Source organism: Arsenophonus apicola (assembly GCF_020268605.1).
Classification (GTDB): Bacteria; Pseudomonadota; Gammaproteobacteria; order Enterobacterales; family Enterobacteriaceae; genus Arsenophonus; species Arsenophonus apicola.
The window spans coordinates 2,581,105-2,598,162 of the sequence record NZ_CP084222.1; the positions used below are offsets into that span (position 1 = coordinate 2,581,105).

Sequence of the window (17,058 nt, forward strand, 5' to 3'; positions counted from 1 at the left end):
AATAGAAAATATATTGTTTTATCATATAGTTATTTATGCGAACTCTTTACGTTTAGCATTTTTCCTAAACCAATATTTATTCCCTATCAAATATAGAAAAGCTATTTCTGAAATAGGAATTTCTGCAAACGCAAATGAGAATTATACTCATTTGATTGAGGTAATCAAGAATACATATAAAATATTAATAACGAAATAAATGTATATTTTAGTGTAAGCTATTAGCTAAAAATAATTTTTATTTATAAAATTCAATCTATTAAAACATTATCTGTTTAATAAAAATTAATTGATATAGGATGTGATGATATATTTTAATTACAAACTATTTTAAGATTAAATAAAAGAAAAAAACCAAGACAAAAAATTATATAAAAACTTAACCAATATAAAATAGGTTTAATAAAAAACCACCAGCGTTAACCAGTGGCTTATTAATAAAAACGCTTTTCAATGAAAAATTATTGTCTAATCCACTGATTACCATCAGAAACAAACATTAATTTTTCAGATTTATTTATTCTAAGCTGTTTATTATCAAAATAGAGGAAGGAAGTATAACTAGCGTCAGATTTAATATATATTGATTTAAATTTATGTTTTCTTGCATCCGGAAAATAAATTTTAGGCGCCCAACTTCCATCATAAGTTCTTATCGCAATTAAAGCATTATAATTTAAAGCTGTGGCTATTTGTTCTAGCAAAATATTTTGACTATTTCTTATAGCAACTTTATGAATGTTAGGAGGAATAGAGCCATTAAGATTACTAATGGTGTTAATACATTCTCCATCATTACATGCTGCATGAACGACAAATATATTATTACAATTACCACTAGTGTAAGTAAGTTGTTTAGCTAGAATGCGATTATCACCTAAAGGATTGCGAAACATAGAAGCTTGAGCACCGATATCATAACAAGACTTTAATTGATTATTACCATGAGAATATTCGTCTACAAATCCTCTTGAATTATTTAATTTGCCATAATTATTTGGTACTTCAATAATACCAATGGTTGTTGATGTTCCATCCATTAAATCTGTAACAAAACCAGTAACTAAATTTCCTTCTTTGCTAACATCCAATCGATATAAATGCCCTGCTTTCCATTGAATAACAATATCACACTGTACACTTGTGCCAGTATCATAAAAATAGCGACAGTTACCACTTCGCCACCCTTTAGCTTGTTTAATTGAATAATGAAATGCATGAATGCCATTTTGTCTATTTTGTAATCCAATATAACCCGTATCTCCATTTATAAAATTAAATTGATTAGCCCAATAGTAATTTGATCTAGACCCGCCATCATTATCAACTTGTAGGAAAAAAGATATTTTATTGAATGCTGTATTGTCAGGCCATTTATGTTGAATTGTTACAATATCACCGACTACAATTGCATTAGATAAGCTGTTCCATAAAAATAAGAAAAATAATAAATAAATTTTCTTCATATAATAATTCCTATTTATTTTATATTATTTATTCAATGATAAAATATTGAGGCTTATTTAATTATTATCAATAAAAAAATATTTTCTAATTTATTAAAGTATCGAAATAATATATTATTACTATTAGTGATAAAATCAAAATGATATTGGATTTATATTTAAAATCAACTTAAAATTTATTAACTAATTAATACTAATTTTAGCAAAATGTAATTATGATTTAGTTACAATTAATATCTAGGTTGAATTATACTACAACCCATTTTTTCAACTAATTTTCCTGGTTTTGATTTTATTGCTTGTTGAATATTTTCTGGTAATCCACTCCAAATAATTAACCCCGTTCTCTGTTCAATTTCTTTTACTGTGACTTGATATTGACAAAAATTTCCACTCTGTGGTGTATTTTGTTCCATAATAAATGCAGCATAAGAAGATTTTTCAGGACTCTCATTTATATATGTTACTTTCCAGTATCCACTAGGGATAAAATGGTTTTTGTCGCTATTAGGTAGCTTACCAATATTTTTTTCATATAAAGGACCTGTTACTGAAAATACTTTATTACCCGCTCTGGCTAAAGCTCTTTCCTGATCTTCTAAACGCGCCCATACGCCTTGATTAAGTTCTGCAACCTGTGGGGTAATATTAGATAAATAATTAAGTGCCGGCCAGTCCACCAAACCTGCCAAAGAAGCTAATGGCGCCTGATGTCCTCTATCCACTTTTAAAGCTTTATTGGCACCAATATAATCTGCTGGAGACAAAGTTTCATCATTACTTAAATCAGGATCTTTTTTCCAATTTCTATCCTTACCACTGCCTATACTATCTTTCGTTATTAAGTAAGCAACCCAGTTGGCAAATTTAGTATTACTATTATTATTTAGTGTATAAACTACACGTTGTATCGTGGTATTACTTCCTCCTAATGGACAACCTATTCCACAATTTTGTCTAACTCCAGGCGTAATTTTTTCAATAGACTTAATAGATTCTGGTTCATGTTGAACAATACTACAGCCAGAAATAAGTAAAGATAAAAAAATAAAGGGTAAAAATATTTTCATATGATAATTTCTCATCTTAATAATCAATTTTCTTTAAATAAATTTTACTATAATATTTAAACCAGCAAACAAGTTATTTGACAACAAAATAAAACAGTAAAAAAGAATATAAAATACAATAAATACTCTTATATAAATAAAATTTACAGTATTTCACAAATATTATTGCAATGTTGAAAAAGATAGCGCACAATTAATCGTCATTTTCACTTATCATTGGAGGATAATTTTATTACAGGGTTATTGAAAACTTTAGCTATTATCATCTCTATTTTTAGCATTAATTGTGGCTATGCTGCAACTGATATATTAAATGACGATATAAAAGGCACAGAGATATCTACCATTATAGGTTTAAACCCACCGGTTGAAGAAATAATTACAACTATCATTGATGCCACGATAGAAATCAAAAAAAACGTTCCTTAGTTATCTAACTAAATAGACATACCTCTTCAGTAAGAAGAGGTATATTATCTCATATTTAATAATTACGATTATTTGTTAGCGATCGCAAGATTATATGTTGAATAACATTAATAAGATTTGGCAATAACATAATTTATTAATATAAATAATTTATTAAAATAATTTAAACATAACAATATTTATTAATAATAATTTTAAATAAAATATTTATATTAGTTTTTATATTATAGAAATATTACTCTGTCAGTTAGGTATTATTCCAATATATTATAAAGTTATTCTAAAATGTTTTATTACTTATTGAGTTATAATTATCAACTTTTAGTCAATAATAATCTATTTTTATACCTGTGAATGATAAATGAACGCTACAATTAACCTAGTAAATTGAAAATGATACAGATTGTCAGCTAATGGTAACTGTAATTATAGATATCTCAACATTCTTTTTCTGATGAGTTCGTATCTATTATTACAAATTAAAACAAATATGATTGATTAATATCATCATTAATAACAATATTCCTTAGGCATGGCTATCAATAACAAAATAATTTAAAAAACTCTACATAAGAAGCAAAATTTCAGATTAATATACTATGTTAAATATTGTTATTTAATTTATAATCGATAGTGAATTTCACATAAATAAAGGTTAAAAATGAATAGATTAAAATTAACGATTGCTCTTTCTTGCTGTTTATTATTAGCTGCTTGTGATAAGCAAACAGAAACAACTATGTCAGATAATGAAAATAAACCCATTCCACTAGCAATTAAAATGATGGGAAATAGTTTCCAGCCTGATGTTAGTAATGTTGTTATTACTCAACGGACTAATCGTATTGAATCTCCTGATTCAGTTGAAGTGAGTATTGTTGAGTCCGGCCTTTTAGACGATTCTGTCGAAGCAATCAAAACTATTTTTACTTTTATTCTTAAAGATGACAATTGACATCCTCCCCCACCTTCACACTTCGTGACTCAGGAGGGGGATTCCCGTTAGTCGGAGACTATCTGATCGCTCAGAAGCCTGGTTCCTGCTGCTGACGGCATTACTGCACCGTTCACTTCACAGGCTAACACGGCATGTCCTGCCGCTAAAATGTTACGAGCTCCGTTGATATCTGCGTTCTCTGTATACCCGCACTCAAGGCACTCGAATCTACTTTGTGATTGACGATTTTCTTTCGCTGTATGACCACAACATGCACACCGTTGACTTGTATATGCCGGAGGCACAGCTAATACCTGACCACCGCGCCATAGCTGCTTGTACTCAAGCTGACGGCGCATTTCATACCAACCCTGATCCAGTATCGAACGGTTAAGTCCTGATTTTGCCCTGACATTCCGTCCGTGCTGCTCTTGTGTACCTTTTGCCGATTTCGACATGTTACTGACCTTTAAGTCCTCAATGACGATCATCGCGTGGTTTTGCTGATTTCACTGGTGACTTTGTGAAGGTAGTCTTTGCGGATATTGGTTATATGCGAGTGGAGACGTTGGATTTTTCGCTTCTGTTTTTTCCAGTTATTGCTGAATTTAACTTTACAGCTTAACTGACGCTGGAATTTCGCCAGCTTTTTTTGGTTGGTTTTAAAACTGTTTACAGGTTCAAACACTGTGCCGTCTGACAGCGTGGCGAGTCTGGTTACACCTGCATCCAAACCAATCATTGTTGCTGACGAATGAGGCTGAATGTCCATTTCCAGTTCGACCTGAAACGATATATACCAGTGTCCCGCATGTTGGCTAACGGTTGCGTTTTAATCTTACCGTACAGCTTTTGCGACTGCCGGAACTTTACCCATACCAAACCTGACGGTAATCTCACTCTGCCATTATCGAGCTGACAATATTTATCAAAATTAACAAAACGAACTGAATCACGCCCGTCATTTTTCCTTTTAAATACAGGAGCTTTTGCTGCCAGTTTTTTATCAAAGCAGCGTTTCCATGCCCCGTGCAGATCTTTGAGTTTCTGCTGAAGATTATCCGTGTAGGCTTCTTGCAAAAGGAATGTTCCGGCTTTTTTTTCCATTCTGTGAGCATCCGATTTAGTTCAAACGCTGACGGTAGTTTACCGCCGGATTCAATAATGCGTTGCGTCTCTGCTAGCCCGTAATTCCAGATAAAACGAGCGCATCCGCACAACTGCCGCAAACGTTGCGACTGTTTTTCGGTTGGTTCGAGTCTGAATTTGTAGGCTTTTAGAATTAGCATTATTACTCAGTGTGTAGTAAATTATCTCACTATCTTACCGTATATCCGGTTAATTTCAATGCAAAAATATAAAATCAACCGTTCAAGACATGCAGCGTTTCTTTTACATGTTCACCTTGTCTTTGTGACTAAGTACCGAAAGAAAGTACTCAGTGGCTTGCACTACAAAGCATTTCATCAGTATGCAGGTGAAGTGTGTCGCGACTTTGGGGCTGATTTAAAGGAAAGTAACGGAGAGTCCGATCACGTTCATATGCTGATCGAGTACCCGCCCACAGTGCAGTTGTCAGTACTAGTAAACTCGCTGAAAGCGGTAACGTCTCGTCGTCTGCGTAATGAGTTTCTAGACTTGCGTGGGGCTTACGGCAAGCCAGTGTTGTGGTCTCGATCATACTTTGCAGGTTCGTGCGGGGGAGCACCGCTGGAAGTTGTTAAGCAATACATTCAAAATCAGCGTGGCTGATCATTCTTCGGGCTTTTCAAGCCCGACCAAATTCCCCTCCCACCTTATGTCGGTGGGAGTACCCTTTGGAGGTTAAGATGGATCTTAGAAAAACCGCAAGATGTACTAATTAAATGCTATGAAGGTAGAGGACATAAAGATTTTTCACCTGAAACATGTGGCTAATTTATAGTTATAAACATTAAGCCAAAATAAGATAAAGTTCTCAAGGTACCGTGACCCATTACGGTACCTTATGCAGCCTGATTAAGAATATGAAATTATTAGCAAATAAAATTAATGTTTATAGCAACTATTAGTAAATGACAATATTTTAACCCTGGTTAATTTTATCTATCTTATTTTATTCAATATGAGATGATAAATAGGATATAAATATTTTATAATAAAAATTAAATATTAGATTAATGACTATTTTCTTAATATAAACAGCTTCCAATTTTCATTTATTAGCATATTATGCTAATAAATTTTATTTTGCTAATTGAGCGGAAATAACATAATCCGCACCATGTTTTAAACTTCCTTGTTGGGCAATACATAGAAGCGCTTGTTGTTCTAATTGACTTATATGCTCAAGCATAGATATCGCTAATTGTCGATCAACAAATCTATTGATCCGCTGGCGGCACATTTCTATTTGGCCTGTCAACCAATTGTGACCATAATTAATTGGATAATGTTTTAGATCTACTATCTCAAATCCCATTTGTTGTAAATGATAGATCACCCAATCGGCCGGATATTCTCCATACGGGCGTTCGCCAGCAAGTAATAAACACGCATCACGCAAACGGCCAATATTTACCACAAGTTGCCCCGCTTGGCTATTTGCATTGTAAGGTACATAAGGCTCTAAACCAGTAAAATAGAGCCGATTAAGGGTTAATGCTTTTAAACGATATAATAGAGGTATTTGCCAGTAAGGCACAAAGCCGTCTACCTCGCCTAATAAATAATCAGCAATTACAGTATCAAATTGTTCATTAACCATGAAATCACTATCAGCCCAATTGCCCAATAATAGACGATCTTGAGGTCTTTGCTGAGCTGAAATAATTTGCTGAATATCGGCTTTCATATTAATTGCACAAGTTACTGCCGTCCAACTTTCACTCTTAAGCTGGCTGATCCAGCTCAGTGAATTAATGCCTGTACCCTCATCTAATATCTTGCCCCAAGGGTTATTACCATGGATCATTTCAATATGACTAAATAGTGTTGATACCAAATCAATTCCCCTAGAAATTTAGAAAGATAAACTTGCTCCGATGACAAAATTACGACCAGGTAAATACATTTCATTTTTAATATACGAGGTATGATCCCGGGCTGCACCATTAAATAGATTCTCAATGCGCCCATACAGCATATAATCTAAGTCATTAAAATGATTTTGCCAGGTCAGGCCAATATCAACTCGATTATAACCGGCTGTTGATGTTTCATATTGCGCTGTTTTATATTGACTACCAATATGAGTAAGTCGCAATCGTCCGGTTAAGGACTCAAACCATTGATGTTCAATGGTAGCTGAAACACGATAAGCCGGGATACGTGGCAAATAACCGCCACTACGAAGCTTAGCTTTAACAATATCACCCTGAACAGAGAACTTGGTATTATCAGTGAGTTGATATGATGCTTCAGCTTCGACTCCATTAAAAACAGCATCTTGCTGCACATAGTGTAGATGGCGATAACCCGCGCCGGGGGAATAACCTGCATCTTGGCCATAAATATAGCCATCAATATGGTTATAATAAGTATTTAAGCCAAATTGGAAATCACCGGCAAATTTGGTAAAACCAATGTCAAGATTGGTTGCTGATTCAGCTTTAAGATGCTCATTACCTGTTTCAATCGTTCTTGTTGCGGCATGGATCCCATTAGCATAAAGTTCTTCAGCAATAGGTAAACGTTTAGAATGGGATAACGAAGCTGTCAATGCATATTCAGGTGCTAATGTCCATGTTACACCTGCTGATCCAGAAGTACTACTATGTTGGCTAGAACGACTACCTTTTGTTACGTCAATTTTTTGCCACTTATGACGAACACCTAATTCATAACGCAAAGGGCCGGCTTCAAATTCCTCAATTAAAAAAAGCGCCTGATTACGTGTCAAAGTAGCAGGAACATACGCTTCTAAACCTTCAGCTGAGAAATTGCGCTGAGTAAACTGTCCACCCATTACCCCACGCCAACCCAAAATAGGTGCATGGGTTAATTCTAACCTTCCTTCTGTTGCTTTATTATTAAAGGTAGTTTCAACTGTCTGACCTTCAATCTCATCATGACTGTAATCGGTGTGTGCCGCGCGTAGTCGGATACGCTCAAAACCGCTAAAAGGATCCGCATATTCGCCACGGATTTCCCAACGTTGCTGTTTCATATCCACAAAAGGAACACCATGGCTATGATGGTGTTGATGATTGTGCGCATGAGTATGACCATGGTGCGTATGGCCATGATGATGCATATGATCATCTTTCTCACAATGCCAATTTCCTGAAGAGCTATGTTCATGGCAATGTGCATGGCTGTGACCCGGTAAACCATATTCATTATGTTGAATACCGTACGCCAAGCCAAAATAGCCTTTTTCTCCAATCAAACTGGCACCAATATTAAAATTATTAGTTCGATTATAGGAACCCTGTAAGCGATAAGAATCTAGCTCACCAACTCGCTTTGGCATACGATAATCTTGCGCATGACGTTTTAACCCTTCCAATCGCAGCGCAAAATTTTCTTTACCTAATGTTAATCCGACTGCCCCCGTATTTTCATTAGCGACACTATTCGTCCGTAGATCAATTTGTCCTGCATAACCTTTTTCTGGTACTGAAGTCGGGATCCGATCATCTAGCACATTAATAACACCACCAATTGCACCACCGCCATAAAGTAATGTTGCTGGCCCTTTTAAAACTTCAATTCGATTAGCTAAGAAAGGTTCGCTGGTGATCGCGTGATCAGGTCCAGCAATCGAAGCATCCAGTACATCAATACCATCATTCAGTACTTTAACACGTGCGCCCGACATACCACGAATAATCGGTTTTATTGCACCTGCACCAAAATGACTACCACTAATACCTGGTATTTCCTCTAATGTTTCGGCAATAGAAGCTTTACGTTGCTGCGTTAACTCTTCACCAGACAAAACCTTGGTTGGTGTTGTCATCAATAAAGAAGAACGATTTAATGGATCAGTTTTTACAACGATAACATCCTTGTTCTTTTTTTCCGTTGTGAGTTTTGGATCTGCCATAACGCCAGATGAAATAGCCATCCCAATTGCTGTTGCCAAACTGGACAATAAAATTTTCTTCATTTTGTTTACATTTCCTATAAACGAAATCTATTTAACCCCATTGATTATGTTATGTTATAATGTAACATTAATTTTAGTGAAAAAATAGCCCATTTTTTAACAAATAAAATGAGTATTAACAATCCCTGTAATTGAAAACTTTCTTAAAGAGATTGCAATTAAGCAAATTAGAATATTAATTTGTTAATGGATATTTATAGAATTTTATATAAGCAATTTGGAGAGCAACCACATATCATATTAAAAGTACTAACATCACGACCAATGACCCGTTTTAACCGCGCCGATTAGTCGTCCCCATTGATCCAGCTCAAGCCAGAAGTATGACGAATTATTAAAATCTGCCTACCTTCATTAGCCATTTACCCATTAAGGAAAAAATTTTGTCTATCGTACGCCGCACGTTAATTGTCTTACTTAGTTGCACCTCGCTCTATATATATGCGGCTTCCAATAAAGAATTAAATATTGCCTGGCCAGTGAATGTTAGGCCACTTAATCCCCATCTCTACACCCCAAACCAAATTTTTGCCCAAAGTATGATTTATGAGCCCTTGGTTAAATATCAAGCGAATGGTCAAGTAAAACCTTGGCTAGCAAAAAGTTGGCAACATTCTGAAGATGGAAGAGTGTGGATTTTTACCTTACGCGATGATGTTACTTTTTCTAACGGTGAACCGTTTAATGCCCAAGCCGCTGAAAAAAATTTTCGTGCTATACTCAATAATCGCCGGCGTCATGCTTGGCTAGAATTGACTAATCAGATAACCAATGTTAAAGCGTTAAGTAACAGCCAGTTACAAATTACACTTAAAAGCGCTTATTACCCTTTCCTACAGGAACTCTCTTTACCCCGTCCTTTCCGTTTTATCGCACCTTCACAGTTTAAAAAAAATGAAACTATGGATGGTATTATTGCCCCAATTGGTACTGGGCCGTGGAAGTTACAAACCTCAAAACTTAATCAATATGATGTCTTGCTACGTAATGATCATTACTGGGGCAAAAAACCTATACTAGAAAAAATAACTATCAAAGTGATCCCCGATCCAATCAGCCGTGCTGTTGCATTTGAAGCTGGCGATATCGATCTACTATATGGTAATGACGGACTCTTACCGCCCGAGACTTTCGCTTACTTAAGCCGTAATCCACACTACCATACCCAACTTTCTGCCCCAATTGAAACGGTAATGTTAGCCTTAAATTCTGCGCGAACACCAACTAAAGAGTTAGCAGTACGCGAAGCACTTAATCATGCGGTTGATAAAAAAAAGCTGATTGCCAATACGTTTTATGCTACCCAAAAAGTGGCTAATACCCTATTTGCACCAACGGTACCTTATGCCAATATCAAACTGGTTGCACGAGAGTATGATCCGCAGAAAGCTAAAGCATTATTGGATAGCGCTGGCTGGATATTACCAACAGGTAAAACAATCCGTGAAAAGGCGGGCGAACCATTAAGAATAGAACTAGCTTTTATTGCCACCGACGCTGTCAATAAATCAATGGCTGAAGTTATTCAAGCTAACCTACAGCAAATTGGTGTAGACACAAAACTAATAGGCGAAGAAGAAAGCAGTTTTTATGCCCGACAACGAGATGGCCGATTTAGCATGATTTTTAATCGCACCTGGGGAGCGCCTTACGATCCACACGCTTTTATGAGCTCAATGCGGGTACCTTCACATGCTGATTATCAAGCACAATTAGGCTTACCGGACAAAAAGATCATTGATAATGAAATAACCCAGATTTTGACAACAACCGATGAGCAACAACGCAAAATGTTATACGCTGATGTACTAACTCGATTACATCGTTCAGCGGTTTATCTGCCAATTAGTTACATATCACTCATGACCATCTCTCGTCCACAATTGGGTTATATCCCGTTTGCACCAATATCGACAGAAATTGCATTTGAACAAATCAAGCCGGAGAAATCATAATGTTGCGCTATATTTTGCGGCGTATTCTACTATTAATACCGTTGCTATTAGCCGCCTCAGTTATTGTTTTCTTGCTGCTGCGTTATGGCTCTGGCGATCCGGCCATGGACTATTTACGGCTGTCAAATCTGCCACCTACAGCAGAGATGTTGGCATCAACACGAATAATGCTTGGTCTTGATCAACTGCTCACTGTGCAATATGGAACATGGTTGTGGAAAGCACTGCATTTAGACTTTGGCACTTCCTATGCAACTCAACGTCCGGTGCTAAATGACCTTTTACAATTTTTGCCAGCAACTTTGCAACTAGCTGGAGCGGCATTACTCATAATTTTATTTACCTCGATACCTTTAGGGATCTGGGCAGCGCGTCATCGTAATCGCTTACCCGATTTTGTCGTACGTATTATCGCATTTTTAGGTGTTTCCATGCCAAATTTCTGGCTCGCCTTTCTATTAATCATGTTATTTTCAGTTTGGCTAAAGTGGTTACCTGCTTTAGGTTATGGTAGCTGGCAACATTTGATCCTACCAGCCATATCTATTGCTTTGATGTCACTAGCAATTAATGCCAGACTGCTGCGAGCCAGTATGTTAGAGGTTGCTGGACAACGACATGTTAGCTGGGCAAGGCTACGAGGACTTAACGACAAGCAAACTGAAAGACGGCATATTTTACGTAATGCGTTACTACCAATAGTAACCGCCCTTGGCATGCACATTGGTGAACTAATCGGTGGTACCATGATTATTGAAAGCATATTTGCCTGGCCCGGTATAGGTCGCTATGCTGTATCGGCAATTTTTAATCGAGACTATCCGGTGATCCAATGTTTCACCTTAATGATGGTGGTGGTTTATGTGCTATGCAATCTGTTAGTTGATCTCCTTAATGCCGTTCTTGACCCACGGATCCGACATCATGAAAGGGGGAATGCATGAATTTTTACCTTTCAACTCGTTGGTCGGTACGCCTAGCGATCATCATCATTGTGTTACTGATTATAACAGCTCTTACCAGCCATTGGTGGCTACCTTACGATCCACAAGCAATCGAGCTAACACAACGACTACTAACGCCAAATCTGCAACACTGGCTTGGCACTGACCATTTAGGCCGCGATATTTTCTCGCGTTTATTAGCAGCAACTCGCGTCTCACTTGGCTCAGTCATACTATGTCTTATCTTGATCCTGGCACTGGGATTAACTATTGGTGGAAGCGCTGGATTATTGGGGGGCAAAATAGATCAAATTCTGATGCGTCTCACTGAACTGTTTATGACGTTTCCTACTTCAATTCTATCATTTTTTATGGTCGGCGTTTTAGGAACAGGGCTAACAAATGTTATCATTGCTATCGCTTTATCACACTGGGCTTGGTATGCACGTATGGTGAGCAGTATTGTAATTTCTCTGCGTCAACGCGAATTTATTCTCATAGCAAGAATGTATGGCGCCAGTAGCGGACGTTTATTCATCGATCATCTGGCTGGTGCAATCCTTCCATCGTTATTAGTTTTGGCAACCTTAGATCTTAGCCATATGATGCTACATGTGGCAGGTATGTCTTTTCTTGGACTAGGAGTTACTGCTCCAACGGCTGAATGGGGAGTCATGATTTATGATGCTCGCCAATATATCTGGACTCAACCTCTACAAATGTTGTGGCCAGGTTTAGCTCTATTCCTAACAGTGATGGCTTTTAATCTACTTGGGGATGCCCTACGCGATCACCTCGACCCTTATCTGGTAGCGGAGCGTAACGATTAATGTCACAGAAAATTGAGTTGCAAAATATAACACTTAAAGCCCAACGACCACTGGTACAAGGTATATCGCTAACGATCAATAAAGGCAAAGTGCTAGCATTAGTCGGTAGTAGTGGCTGTGGCAAATCATTAACTTGTGCAGCCATGCTCGGTATATTACCTGCGGGTGTAAATCAAACAGCCGGAAACTTACTGTTGGATGGACAAATTACCTCTTCTCAACAGTTACGTGGCTCACATATCGCAACTATCATGCAAAATCCACGTAGTGCTTTCAATCCGCTTAATACAATGTTTAGCCATATTCAAGAAACCTGCCAAGCTCTTGGCAAACCTGTCAATATTGCAATGATTAAAGCAACATTACAGTCAGTTGGATTAGAAAATGCTGGCCATATACTTTCACTTTATCCTTTTGAAATGAGCGGTGGAATGTTACAACGAATGATGATAGCAATAGCGATACTCAGTGGTGCGCCATTTATCATAGCTGATGAACCAACGACCGACCTTGATACAGTTGGCCAAACACATATTTTTGATCTACTTGAAAATATTATCCAAATTCGTGCTATTGGCATGTTATTGGTCACCCATGATATGGGGGTAGTTGCTCGTTTGGCTGATGACGTCGCCGTTATGCATGATGGTAAAATTGTCGAATACAGTAATGTTAACGCCATCTTTAATAGACCTAAGCATCAAATTACACGTAATTTACTGACGGCACATCTGGCATTATATGATCTGGGGTTATCTGTATGACATTACTTGATATTGATAAAGTCACTTTTGGCTATCCCCATCAACCCCAGCTTTTTAATCAAATAACGCTAACACTAAGGGCTGGAAAAAACGTTGCTTTATTGGGGCGCAGTGGTTGTGGAAAAAGCACGTTAGCCCGTTTATTGATAGGTCTTGTCTCTCCTAGTTCTGGTGAGATCCGCTGGTGCGGAACGTCTCTAACCAAACTGAAAGGAAAAGCAATGAAGCAGTTTCGTAAAGATGTTCAAATCGTATTTCAAGATCCAATAACTGCCGTTAATCCACGTAAAACCATTGACGAAATTATTCGGGAGCCCATTAGGCACCTTTTATCGCTAACTAAAAAGGAAGAACAGGCGCGCATAGCTAAAATGCTAGATGCAGTTGAATTGGATAGTTTTCTACTCAATCAACGCCCACCTCAACTAAGTGGTGGTCAGTTACAGCGTGTATGCCTGGCACGTGCCATGGTTGTCGAACCTAAATTATTGATCCTTGATGAGGCCGTTTCTAATCTCGATCTGATACTACAAGCTGAAATTATTCAGTTACTTAAAAATCTTCAGCAACAATTTTACACTGCCTGTTTATTCATTACCCATGACTTACGATTAGTTGAACGCCTCTGTCATCAACTTATGGTAATGGAAAATGGTCAAATTGTTGAAACTTCAATGGTAAAAACGCCTTTAACCTTACATTCGAAGACCGGCAAGGCACTACAGAATGCTGTTTTGCCAGCGTTTCCTGTACGTCATATCAATTCCACAGCAGAGCTACCTTTTTAATTTAATCACAACCTGTCCAGGTAAACTTTCAGCAAATCCATAATGATTTGCTGAAAAATCTTTTTTTAATTTCCCTTCTTTATTGATTTTCCTTACTGACAAATAACAAGCTAATTTATTTAATAATGGACTTTGACAAAAATTAGCATATTATTAAATAATAATACTTAACACTTTATTAACCGTTAAGGATAAAAAATATGGCTTATTATGGCTGGGTTCTTATCAAATTTATCATTGGATTTGTCATTGTTATTACGCATTTAAACCTTTCAGGTAAAACACAATTATCACAAATGACGCCGATTGATTTTATAGGTAATTTTGTTTTAGGAGGCATAATTGGTGGGGTAATTTACACAGATTCAATTCCTCTGTATCAATACATTATGGTGTTGCTGATTGGGGTTTCATTGGTTTCCTTATTGAATTTTATTAGCAAACATATCCACTGTATTCGTTCTGTCACCATTGGTGATCCAATTCCAATTATTAAACATGGCAAATTTTTAATGGAAAACATTCTGCAAAACAAAAATAAAATTGATATTTTAAAAATCTCCTCACAACTAAGAGCACAAGGAATACATTCTTTTCAAGAAGTTGTTTATGCGCAAATAGAGCCAGACGGACAGATGACCGCTGTTTGTGAAGGCGCAAAAATGCCATCGGTGATCTTAATGAAAGAGGGTGAAATAAGAAAAGCCGGTCTTAACGAAATTGAAAAAGATAAAGATTGGCTATTAAAAAAAATAAAAAAATTCAAAATCCAAGAAAAAAATGTATTTATTGCTGAATTCTGGCAAGGTAATTTACAATTTATATTAAAAAATGGTGATATTAAAAAACTACCTGCTGACTTACTTAAAAAATAGCTAAAATAATTTATTGGCACGACAATAAGCAACCAGATTCTATTTTTAATCTTCTAAAAAAAATTTTCTAAAAAATCAATCGTGCAAGCATCAAAAATACTTTTTAATTAACCGACTGATTAAAATTTTTTAGCTTACAATTAAGCTAACTTAAAAATAGTTATAAAGGATACGGCTATTTTAATATTTTCATTAATTAAAATTTATATCATGATTATAAAACTTAAATTCATCAAAATCTTGTTAATAGAAAATAGCAAATCAGATTAAATGATGAATTTTATTTCATAAAATGTATGTTTAAAGAACAAAAATAACAATAAATTAAATTAATTAACCTCAAAACATTAAACACTAAACAAAAAAATAATGTTCTACTCTACTAATTACAACTGATGAATTTATTCAAAAAAAATGAAATATTCTATTTTTCAAACAAGTAAATAAAGAATAAATATAATATAAAATATATAATATAATTTTTTAAATTATTTTTATTATACATATATCATTCTCTCTGTTAAATATATCTAGTAAATATATAGCCTATCATTATTTATATTAAATATTTGCATATATAAAAAATTAAATAGCAATAGATATATTTATCTTAATAAGATTATTTATTAAATAAATATTTATTATAAAAAAGGATAAGTTTGATTATGTTTAATTTAGATATTTCTATTATGAGTGTAACACCAGACAAATATGCACCCATTGGCGATCCTACCGTCGGCTACCCTCAATTATGTATACGCACAAATCGCACAGCAGAGCGAACAAATTTAGATGAAGTGATAAAAATTTTAGACGCAGCGGCAGACCAATACCCTATTCATGAAAAAGAAAAACGCGCTAAAGTGGTAATGGAAGCATTAGTGACAATATTTAGTAGTGGAAATTTAGGCCACGCTTGAATAATTATTTTTAACAGTGATCAAAAAGGAGATTACACCAGCTACGCATATCATGGTGATCATGGATTTGTTAAGAACGCAGACTCAGAAGAAATTAATGATAGCCCTGAACGTAAATTTTATATTCAACGTTGCATCCGGTTAACAAATCCAGAGCATTGCCCTGATAAACTAGAACAAACCATCATTCCCAGTTTAAATAGAAAAAGTTATCTAATGGCCAAGCTGATGGGGATGACAGTAAAAAATCCTGCTAATGGCGCTTATACTCCAATTAACAACTGTACCTGGTTTGCCGGAGAGCTATGGAATAGTATTACTGACGAACAGCTAATCTATGAACAAGCGTTTAATGGTGCAGCACATGCTGAAAAATGGGGAATTGATTATCTTGCACTAATTACAAAAATTGCTGACCCTGGCATGTTAGCCGAAAGTCTTAGTAAAATAAAATAGACAGACTAAAAAACAAGTAGAGAAAATATCATTAATCATATATAGCTTATTCTTAATGCCATCTTTCGGGTGGCATTTATCGCTATCAAATGAATAAGTTATTGTGAGAAATGAGCTATAGTAAAAAATTTATTTAACAACTAAGTCTCAAAAACATCCAGCTTGTTAATATCGTTTAAATAGCGTCACTTTTCCCTTAAATTTATTTTAATAATATTTATCAATAGATTAGCACTATTTTACTAACGCTGTTTTGCTAACTCATTAAATTCATTGACATAGCTCACTTTAAATCAACAACCAGCAATTAATCTTTTTCATTACCATTAAAATATTATGCTCATAAGCCGATAACGACACCGCTGTCTATTTAGGCGTCACTTTTCTTAAGAGCAAAAAAAGCCAGCATTCAAGCTGGCCAACACCAGGGAAAACAACAACTTCGACAATAAGTTAGCTAATTATAATACAGAAAAAAAATATTAAATATAACCAACATAAGGTTTAATGTTCAATTAATAACCATTACTTT

The 17,058-nt window shown here is 35.6% G+C and carries 15 protein-coding genes and 1 pseudogene; 11 read left to right on the plus strand and 5 right to left on the minus strand.

Features of this window, described 5'->3' with window-relative positions:
- Positions 1-461 precede the first annotated feature (461 nt).
- On the minus strand, positions 462-1,466 hold the full coding sequence (locus LDL57_RS12320) for a DUF3472 domain-containing protein (RefSeq protein ID WP_180558696.1): 1,005 nt from the start codon (positions 1,464-1,466) through the stop codon (positions 462-464).
- Between the two features lie 230 nt (positions 1,467-1,696).
- The gene (locus LDL57_RS12325; RefSeq protein ID WP_225505840.1) at positions 1,697-2,536 is read right to left on the minus strand and encodes a DNA/RNA non-specific endonuclease; all 840 of its coding nucleotides are present in this window, start codon (positions 2,534-2,536) and stop codon (positions 1,697-1,699) included.
- A gap of 243 nt (positions 2,537-2,779) precedes the next feature.
- Here LDL57_RS12325 and LDL57_RS12330 point away from each other — a divergent pair, with 243 nt between their 5' ends.
- Both LDL57_RS12330 and LDL57_RS12335 read left to right on the plus strand, forming a co-directional pair.
- On the plus strand, positions 2,780-2,965 hold the full coding sequence (locus tag LDL57_RS12330; RefSeq protein WP_180558694.1) for a hypothetical protein: 186 nt from the start codon (positions 2,780-2,782) through the stop codon (positions 2,963-2,965).
- A 661-nt stretch (positions 2,966-3,626) separates the two neighbouring features.
- Positions 3,627-3,920 (plus strand): hypothetical protein, encoded by a 294-nt coding sequence (locus LDL57_RS12335; protein WP_180558693.1) that lies wholly within the window; start codon positions 3,627-3,629, stop codon positions 3,918-3,920.
- Between the two features lie 119 nt (positions 3,921-4,039).
- Here LDL57_RS12335 and LDL57_RS12340 read toward each other — a convergent pair.
- A pseudogene (locus LDL57_RS12340) lies at positions 4,040-5,191 on the minus strand (RNA-guided endonuclease InsQ/TnpB family protein); the annotation flags it as partial.
- Between the two features lie 58 nt (positions 5,192-5,249).
- Between LDL57_RS12340 and tnpA the strand changes: the two are divergent.
- A complete protein-coding gene (gene tnpA / locus LDL57_RS12345; protein WP_225505529.1) occupies positions 5,250-5,654 on the plus strand; it encodes an IS200/IS605 family transposase in 405 nt (134 codons plus the stop codon).
- Between the two features lie 472 nt (positions 5,655-6,126).
- Here tnpA and LDL57_RS12350 read toward each other — a convergent pair whose 3' ends face one another.
- Both LDL57_RS12350 and LDL57_RS12355 read right to left on the minus strand, forming a co-directional pair.
- Positions 6,127-6,885: a hypothetical protein gene (locus LDL57_RS12350; protein ID WP_225505842.1), complete on the minus strand. Its 759-nt coding sequence runs from the start codon at positions 6,883-6,885 to the stop codon at positions 6,127-6,129.
- Positions 6,886-6,903: 18 nt separating this feature from the next.
- Positions 6,904-8,994, minus strand: a complete 2,091-nt coding sequence (locus LDL57_RS12355) for a TonB-dependent receptor (protein WP_225505844.1) — start codon at positions 8,992-8,994, stop codon at positions 6,904-6,906.
- A 380-nt stretch (positions 8,995-9,374) separates the two neighbouring features.
- Here LDL57_RS12355 and nikA point away from each other — a divergent pair, with 380 nt between their 5' ends.
- From nikA to LDL57_RS12395, 8 genes are all read left to right on the plus strand, one after another.
- The gene (nikA, locus tag LDL57_RS12360; RefSeq protein WP_225507530.1) at positions 9,375-10,949 is read left to right on the plus strand and encodes a nickel ABC transporter substrate-binding protein; all 1,575 of its coding nucleotides are present in this window, start codon (positions 9,375-9,377) and stop codon (positions 10,947-10,949) included.
- The gene (gene nikB / locus LDL57_RS12365) at positions 10,949-11,893 is read left to right on the plus strand and encodes a nickel ABC transporter permease subunit NikB (RefSeq protein ID WP_180559710.1); all 945 of its coding nucleotides are present in this window, start codon (positions 10,949-10,951) and stop codon (positions 11,891-11,893) included. Before nikA ends, nikB begins: the two co-directional genes overlap by 1 nt.
- Positions 11,890-12,723 (plus strand): nickel ABC transporter permease subunit NikC, encoded by an 834-nt coding sequence (nikC, locus tag LDL57_RS12370; RefSeq protein WP_180559709.1) that lies wholly within the window; start codon positions 11,890-11,892, stop codon positions 12,721-12,723. Before nikB ends, nikC begins: the two co-directional genes overlap by 4 nt.
- Positions 12,723-13,487, plus strand: coding sequence for a nickel import ATP-binding protein NikD (locus tag LDL57_RS12375; RefSeq protein ID WP_180559708.1), 765 nt, complete (start codon positions 12,723-12,725; stop codon positions 13,485-13,487). The genes nikC and LDL57_RS12375 overlap by 1 nt, the downstream gene beginning before the upstream one ends.
- On the plus strand, positions 13,484-14,275 hold the full coding sequence (gene nikE, locus LDL57_RS12380) for a nickel import ATP-binding protein NikE (RefSeq protein ID WP_180559707.1): 792 nt from the start codon (positions 13,484-13,486) through the stop codon (positions 14,273-14,275). Before LDL57_RS12375 ends, nikE begins: the two co-directional genes overlap by 4 nt.
- 200 nt (positions 14,276-14,475) lie before the next feature.
- On the plus strand, positions 14,476-15,150 hold the full coding sequence (locus LDL57_RS12385; protein ID WP_180559706.1) for a DUF421 domain-containing protein: 675 nt from the start codon (positions 14,476-14,478) through the stop codon (positions 15,148-15,150).
- Between the two features lie 665 nt (positions 15,151-15,815).
- Positions 15,816-16,070: a hypothetical protein gene (locus LDL57_RS12390; RefSeq protein WP_225505846.1), complete on the plus strand. Its 255-nt coding sequence runs from the start codon at positions 15,816-15,818 to the stop codon at positions 16,068-16,070.
- Positions 16,071-16,286: 216 nt separating this feature from the next.
- The gene (locus LDL57_RS12395) at positions 16,287-16,526 is read left to right on the plus strand and encodes a hypothetical protein (protein ID WP_225505847.1); all 240 of its coding nucleotides are present in this window, start codon (positions 16,287-16,289) and stop codon (positions 16,524-16,526) included.
- Positions 16,527-17,058: the final 532 nt, after the last annotated feature.